This is a genomic window from Cellulomonas sp. (assembly GCF_036279715.1).
GTDB lineage: Bacteria > Actinomycetota > Actinomycetes > Actinomycetales > Cellulomonadaceae > Cellulomonas_A.
Genome location: NZ_DASUIR010000126.1, coordinates 1 through 4,429, shown reverse-complemented (window position 1 = coordinate 4,429; position 4,429 = coordinate 1). Strand labels below are relative to the sequence as shown.

General features: G+C 71.2%; 5 protein-coding genes. 4 read left to right on the top strand and 1 reads right to left on the bottom strand.

Annotated elements, in window-relative coordinates:
- On the bottom strand, positions 1-1,031 hold a 1,031-nt coding region (locus VFW79_RS12275; RefSeq protein WP_329677575.1), incomplete at its 3' end, for an O-acetylhomoserine aminocarboxypropyltransferase/cysteine synthase family protein.
- 355 nt (positions 1,032-1,386) lie between these two features.
- Between VFW79_RS12275 and VFW79_RS12270 the strand changes: the two genes are divergently transcribed.
- The 4 genes from VFW79_RS12270 to VFW79_RS12255 all read left to right on the top strand — a co-directional run.
- Entirely contained in the window at positions 1,387-2,244 is an 858-nt protein-coding gene (locus tag VFW79_RS12270; RefSeq protein ID WP_329677574.1) for a murein transglycosylase, read from the top strand.
- Positions 2,245-2,413: 169 nt separating this feature from the next.
- The gene (locus VFW79_RS12265) at positions 2,414-2,812 is read left to right on the top strand and encodes a hypothetical protein (protein WP_329677573.1); all 399 of its coding nucleotides are present in this window, start codon (positions 2,414-2,416) and stop codon (positions 2,810-2,812) included.
- 121 nt (positions 2,813-2,933) lie between these two features.
- Positions 2,934-3,947, top strand: coding sequence for a phosphate ABC transporter permease subunit PstC (pstC, locus tag VFW79_RS12260; RefSeq protein ID WP_329677572.1), 1,014 nt, complete (start codon positions 2,934-2,936; stop codon positions 3,945-3,947).
- The coding region (locus VFW79_RS12255) for a hypothetical protein (RefSeq protein ID WP_414647957.1) at positions 3,947-4,429 on the top strand (483 nt) is incomplete at its 3' end. The genes pstC and VFW79_RS12255, both read left to right, overlap by 1 nt.

The following is a 4,429-nucleotide window of genomic DNA, read 5'->3' as shown; positions in this document are numbered from 1 at the left end:
CCGTACTTCGTGGCCCGCTCGTGCCACGGGCTGGAGGGCAGGCCGGCCCAGTTGATGCTCAGCACCTCGCTGCGGCTCTGCAGGAACTCGACCACCTTGGCTGCGTTGGAGAAGTGGCGCTCCATGCGCAGGCTGAGGGTCTCCAGACCCTGCAGGAGCAAGAACGCGTTGAACGGCGAGATCGCCGAGCCGAGGTCGCGCAGCAGCTGAACGCGCGCCTTGAGGATGAAGGAGAGGTTCGCGCCGAACGCGCTGCCGACGCCGAGGTCCCGCGCGTAGACGAGGCCGTGGTAGCTCGGGTCGGGCGTGTTGTAGTTCGGGAACCGCTCGGGGTGCTGGGCGTAGTCGAACGTGCCCGCGTCGACGATGACCCCGCCGATCGCCGTGCCGTGGCCACCGAGGTACTTCGTCGCGGAGTGCACGACGACGTCGGCGCCGAACTTGATCGGGTTGAGCAGGTACGGGGTCGCGATCGTGTTGTCGACGACGAGCGGGACGCCGACCTCGTGCGCGATCGACGCGACCTCCTCGATGTCGAGGATGTCGGAGCGCGGGTTCGGGATCGTCTCGGCGTAGAAGAGCTTGGTGTTCGGGCGGACGGCGTCGCGCCACGCCTGCGCGTCGTGCGGGTCGGTGACGAACGTCGTCTCGATGCCCAGCTTGGGGAGCGTGTAGTGCAGCAGGTTGTACGTGCCGCCGTACAGGCTCGGGCTCGCCACGATGTGGTCGCCGGCCTCGGCGATGTTGAGGATCGCGAGGGTCTCGGCGGCCTGGCCGGACGCGACGAGCAGCGCGCCGACGCCGCCCTCGAGGGACGCGATGCGGTCCTCGACGACCGTCTGGGTGGGGTTGCCGATGCGCGTGTAGATCGGGCCGAGGTCCTTCAGCGCGAACCGGTCGGCGGCGACGCCGGCGTCGGGGAAGACGAAGGAGGTGGTCTGGTAGATCGGCAGCGCGCGCGCACCCGTCGCGGGGTCGGGCGTCTGGCCGGCGTGGATCTGGCGGGTCTCGAAGGACCAGTTGTTGCTCATGGGGACTCCTGGGGCTGCGCGGGAGCAGCGGCCGATGTGCCGGACCGCTCCCGCAAGGGATGGGGAGGTGGTCGCACGAACGGGAGGGCGCCAGAGTCAGCCGGGAGGTGTCCGAGGAGGCCGGGAGGGGCCACCGAGGCCGGTGTGCGGGCGCAGCCGAAGTGCGTCGGTCAGCGACACATTCGGCAGGTCATGGTGCGAGCGTAGGGTGCGGGTGTCCAGCATGGGAAACCCCGTATCACGATGCGAGACAGATCGGACTGTCCTGACGGCTGGCCCGCGCGTTGTGCGCCGTTCATCCCGGATTCACCGCGGGGAGTCATCGCCGACGCGTGGATGACGCAGCCTCAGAGCAATGACCCCTGCCAGCGCGACGACCCGCACCCACGCCGCCTTCGCGCGCCGCGTGGACTGGTCGTCGATCGCAGTCGTCGCTGTGCTGCTCGGCATCGGTGGCGGGGTCGGGGCCGTAGTCGCATCGCGGCACGAGGTCGTGCTCGCGGACGGCGGAGCTCGCCCGGCCGCCACGGCCATCCCTGTCGCCGCCCGGTCGGACGAGCTGCCTGCCGCGGTCGACACCGCGCATCTTGAGCTGACCTCGGGCGCGCTCGGCGCCGGCGCGCCGGCCGCAACGATCGTCCCGCGAGCGTCCGCCGGTTGGATTGCGACCGTTGCGCATGCCACCGGCATCCCGTCGGTGGCGCTGCGCGCCTACGCCGAAGCGAGCCTGACCGTCGGCGTCGAGCAGCCCGGCTGCCGGCTCGGGTGGTCGACCCTCGCTGCGATCGGTGGGATCGAGTCTGGCCACGGCACGCACGGCGGGAGCGCCCTCCGGGAGGACGGCACGACGAACGTCCCGATCCTCGGGCCCGCCCTCGACGGCCGTCCGGGCTTCGCGGCGATCCGTGCGACACCGGAGTCCACCACCTGGCACGGCGACCCGACCTGGGACCACGCGGTGGGACCGCTGCAGATGCTGCCGTCGACGTGGCTGCGGTGGCGCTCCGATGGCGACGGGGACGGGTCCGACGACCCGAACGACATCGACGACGCGGCGCTCGGTGCGGCGCGCTACCTGTGCGCGTCGGGCGCCGACGTCACAGGTGCGACCGCATGGCACGACGCAGTCTTCTCGTACAACCACTCGGAGCAGTACGTCGCGGACGTGCTCGGTGCCGCCAACCGGTACGCGGCGGACTCGTTGGCGGGATGAGTCACCCGTTCGGTGCGCGAACGGGTGAATACCTCGCGTTTGAGGACCATAGCGACATTCGTTCATCCTCCGGACGCCCGGCAGGAGTCCGCACGTCGCCGACAACCCCTTGAATCCGTGCGGTGCGCAACCCGTCGCGCCGCTGCCGGGATGACAAGGACGAACCTCGATGCGCGCCGTCGCACCCGTCTTCCAGGTGTACAGGTTCGGCGGCGACGGCCCGGTGTGGTGGCGGATGGTGAGCCCCAACGGACGGGGGCTCGCCCGCACCGTCGCCCCGTTCGAGTCTGTCGTGGCCGCCCACCAGTCGATCGACGTCGTCAGGCGCCGTGTCGACGAGCTCGAGCCGTCGCTGCGGCTCACCGAGCGCGCGCGCTGGCGGTGGTCGCTGAGCCTCGAAGGCCGGCCGATCGTCGAGAGCACGGGCGACCTCGACCGCAGGGTCCGCGGCGACCACGCGTGGCGCATGTTCGCGGCACTCGCACCGACCGCGCAGATCGATCCCGTCGTGCACGCGTACCGGGCCGTGGCCGCGGCTCGCCCGCTCGTCTCGCGGGGCGCCGAGTGATCCCTTCCGTCCCGTTCGTCCTGCGTTCACCGGTGGGGGGACCCGCAGTCGCCGACGGACTGTTCGATCGGTCCGACCCGCGGTGCGCGGCGAACCACGACACGAGAGGACCGGTCCGCGTGTGAGCACGATCGTCCGCGTCGAGGAGTCGTCGAGCGCGGCAGCGACCCCGCGACGGCTCGCACGGAGCGAGTCGGGCAGCGACCGTGTGTTCGCGATCGGCGGCCGGGCCGTCGGCGCCACCGTGCTCGCCATCACGGGCGGCATCGGCCTGTTCCTCGCGCTCCAGGCCGTCCCGACGTTCAAGCGCTACGGCCTGGGGTTCTTGACCGAGACGCAGTGGCAGCCCGAGGCCGACGTGGTCGGCATCGGATCGGTGCTGCTCGGGACGCTCACGGTCGCGCTGGTGGCCATGACGTTCGCGTTCCCGCTCGCGCTCGCCACCGCGCTGTACATCAGCGAGTACGCACCGGTCCGCCTGCGATCGACGCTCGTGTCGATGGTTGACCTCATGGCCGCGGTGCCGAGCATCATCTACGGGCTGTGGGGCTTCTTCCTCCTGCAGCCGTACGCGAGCAGGCTCGCGCGGTGGCTCCACACGTACCTGGGGTTCCTGCCGTTCTTCCGGGTGGACACCGACCCGCACGCCGCGATGTGGGAGCAGACGCGGTACACGGCCTCGGCTTTCGTCGCGGGCATCGCCGTCGCGATGATGGTGCTGCCGATGGCATCGGCGGTCATGCGCGAGGTCTTCTCGCAGGCACCGGCGGGGGAGCGGGAGGGTGCGATCGCGCTCGGCTCGACGCGCTGGGGTGTCATCCGCGCCGTCGTCCTGCCGTTCGGCAAGGGCGGGATCATCGGCGGAACGATGCTCGGGATGGGTCGCGCGCTCGGCGAGACGATCGCCGTCGTGCTGATCATCTCGCCGTCGTTCGACCTGAAGTTCCGGCCGCTCGAGGTCGGCACGAACACCATCTCGGCGCTGATCGCGGGCCGCTTCGGAGAGGCGTCCGCCTCGCAGCTGTCCGCGCTGCTGACGGCCGGCTTCGTCCTCTTCATCATCACGCTCGTCGTCAACACGATCGCGTCGATGGTCGTCGGGCGCAGCCGCTCGGGCGCAGGGACGGACATCTGATGGCCACCGTGACCAGCTCGTCCGCCCAGCTGCCGCGCACGTCCGAGGACGAGGTCCTGCGGACCTGGGTGCGCTCGCTCGAGGACCTCCCAGCGGCGCCGCCCGCACGACGTCGGACCGTCTCGACCAGCACGGCCGAGGAGCGCACGATCCTCGTCGGCTCGATGGCTGCCGGGCTCGCGCTCGCCTGGGTGATCTGCTTCCGGCTGCTGCCGTGGGGCAACCCGCTGGCGTTCACGCTCTCGGCGTTCCTGCTGTTCCTGGCCACCCTGACGGCGACGACCGCGGCCGTGTCGCCGGGACCGGCGGTCGTCGACCGGCTCGCCAGCGCCCTGGTGACCGGCGGGGCGGCCGTCGTGGGGATCGCGCTCGTCACCACGGTCGGGTTCACGTTCCTGCGGGGGATGGGCGCTCTGCCGCACCTCAACATGTTCACGCACGACATGGCGGGCACCGGACCGCGTGCGCCCCTCAGCCAGGGC

What these genes read in the sequence shown, in the direction of transcription:
- VFW79_RS12270 (WP_329677574.1), top strand. Translation starts at nt 1,387, where the DNA reads ATGACCCCTGCCAGCGCGACGACCCGCACCCACGCCGCCTTCGCGCGC.
- VFW79_RS12265 (WP_329677573.1), top strand. Translation starts at nt 2,414, where the DNA reads ATGCGCGCCGTCGCACCCGTCTTCCAGGTGTACAGGTTCGGCGGCGAC.